The sequence below is a fragment of the Bacillus sp. PK6-16 genome (assembly GCF_056530295.1).
This window is the reverse complement of the sequence record NZ_CP096511.1, coordinates 5,030,001-5,032,500: the sequence shown is the minus strand read 5'-3', so window position 1 is coordinate 5,032,500 and position 2,500 is coordinate 5,030,001. Positions and strand designations below refer to the sequence as shown.

The 2,500-nt window shown below is 41.4% G+C and carries 1 protein-coding gene and 2 rRNA genes (1 of these 3 running past the window's edge); all 3 read left to right on the top strand.

Features of this window, described 5'->3' with window-relative positions:
• Positions 1-1,010, top strand: a 23S ribosomal RNA gene (locus M1D66_RS25740); it begins 1,912 nt to the left of the window's first position.
• 49 nt (positions 1,011-1,059) lie between these two features.
• Positions 1,060-1,175, top strand: a 5S ribosomal RNA gene (rrf, locus tag M1D66_RS25735).
• A 270-nt stretch (positions 1,176-1,445) separates the two neighbouring features.
• On the top strand, positions 1,446-2,405 hold the full coding sequence (locus M1D66_RS25730) for an alpha/beta hydrolase (RefSeq protein WP_242554902.1): 960 nt from the start codon (positions 1,446-1,448) through the stop codon (positions 2,403-2,405).
• Positions 2,406-2,500: the final 95 nt, after the last annotated feature.

Sequence of the window (2,500 nt, the reverse complement as noted above, 5' to 3'; positions counted from 1 at the left end):
AGCCCCAGTAAACGGCGGCCGTAACTATAACGGTCCTAAGGTAGCGAAATTCCTTGTCGGGTAAGTTCCGACCCGCACGAAAGGTGTAACGATTTGGGCACTGTCTCAACCAGAGACTCGGTGAAATTATAGTACCTGTGAAGATGCAGGTTACCCGCGACAGGACGGAAAGACCCCGTGGAGCTTTACTGTAGCCTGATATTGAATTTTGGTACAGTTTGTACAGGATAGGCGGGAGCCATTGAAACCGGAGCGCTAGCTTCGGTGGAGGCGCTGGTGGGATACCGCCCTGACTGTATTGAAATTCTAACCTACGGGTCTTATCGACCCGGGAGACAGTGTCAGGTGGGCAGTTTGACTGGGGCGGTCGCCTCCTAAAGTGTAACGGAGGCGCCCAAAGGTTCCCTCAGAATGGTTGGAAATCATTCGTAGAGTGCAAAGGCATAAGGGAGCTTGACTGCGAGACCTACAAGTCGAGCAGGGACGAAAGTCGGGCTTAGTGATCCGGTGGTTCCGCATGGAAGGGCCATCGCTCAACGGATAAAAGCTACCCCGGGGATAACAGGCTTATCTCCCCCAAGAGTCCACATCGACGGGGAGGTTTGGCACCTCGATGTCGGCTCATCGCATCCTGGGGCTGTAGTCGGTCCCAAGGGTTGGGCTGTTCGCCCATTAAAGCGGTACGCGAGCTGGGTTCAGAACGTCGTGAGACAGTTCGGTCCCTATCCGTCGTGGGCGTAGGAAATTTGAGAGGAGCTGTCCTTAGTACGAGAGGACCGGGATGGACGCACCGCTGGTGTACCAGTTGTTCTGCCAAGGGCATAGCTGGGTAGCTATGTGCGGAAGGGATAAGTGCTGAAAGCATCTAAGCATGAAGCCCCCCTCAAGATGAGATTTCCCATAGCGTAAGCTAGTAAGATCCCTGAAAGATGATCAGGTTGATAGGTTCGAGGTGGAAGCATGGTGACATGTGGAGCTGACGAATACTAATAGATCGAGGACTTAACCATATAATATGTAGCAAATGTTATCTAGTTTTGAAGGAATATGCCTTCATAGTTTGGTGATGATGGCAGAGAGGTCACACCCGTTCCCATACCGAACACGGAAGTTAAGCTCTCTAGCGCCGATGGTAGTTGGGACCTTGTCCCTGTGAGAGTAGGACGTCGCCAAGCAACTTTAAGACGAGTCAGAATGACTCGTCTTTTTTGTGTTTTATAACTTCTTTTTAAAGCTAAATATTTTGAAGTGCTTCTCGCTTTTTAAAAAGTTTTTTGAGTACGTAGCTGTATAAGTTTTATTCAATTTCTTTCGTGATTCTTTATATGTAATTTAAGATTTTCTATTTTATTTCTTAAAGATAGGATTCATCAGTGTGTTAAAATAGTACAGTTGTTTTTGATGTACTTTAATATAAGAAGATTTAAGTTAGAAAAGGAGATAATATGAAAAAGATAAGTATAATTACTATAGTAGTCTTAGTCCTGCTAGTAATCGTGTATATGTTAGTTGGAAATTATTTTTATAACTATGCGTTAAATGCGAAACAAGAAAAAGAATTTTTGCAAGATAATCCTCATTTAGTAGAAACGGTAAGTGCGTCGGGAGATGTATTGGCTGTAAATGAAGAAAAGAATGCAAACTTCGTATCGAAGTATAAACCTAACACATTAACTATACGTTCTTTCGATAAATTAAATTTAAAAGGTTATGAATATATGAATGAACCATCTAGTCATAAATGGGCAATTGTAGTTCATGGATACAATGGTAGAGCATCAGAAATGACGAAATATGTTCGTAACTTTTATGAACAAGGCTATAATGTCATAGCACCAGACCTTCGTGGGCACGGAAATAGTGAAGGGGATTATGTTGGTATGGGCTGGCATGATCGTAAAGATGTGTTAATTTGGATTCAACAAATTGTAAAGAAAGACCCTAATGCTGAAATAGCTCTATTTGGTGTTTCAATGGGCGGGGCAACTGTAATGATGACTTCAGGAGAAGATTTACCTTCTAATGTTAAAGTTATTATTGAAGATTGTGGATACTCAACTGTTATTGATGAATTTACTTATCAACTAAAAGATTTATTCCATTTACCGAAGTTTCCTGTTATGAATGCGGCAAATACGGTTACTAAATTAAGAGCTGGTTACGATTTAGAAGAGGCTTCAGCTGTAAAACAAGTAGAGAAAAGTAAAACACCTATGCTGTTCATTCATGGGGATGCTGATACATTCGTTCCTTTTGAAATGTTAGATGAAGTATATAATGCTGCAAAAGTAGAAAAAGAGAAATTAATTGTTCCAGGTGCTGGACATGGAGAAGCGGAGAAAGTAGATTCTAATAAATATTGGAATACTGTATGGAAGTTCGTAGGGAAGTATATTCCGGCATAATTAAAATTGTTGCATTTATATAGACGATAATCGGAGGGATAATAGTTAATCCTTTTGATTATCGTTTTTTTGTTAATTAGGTATTCTGCTATAAG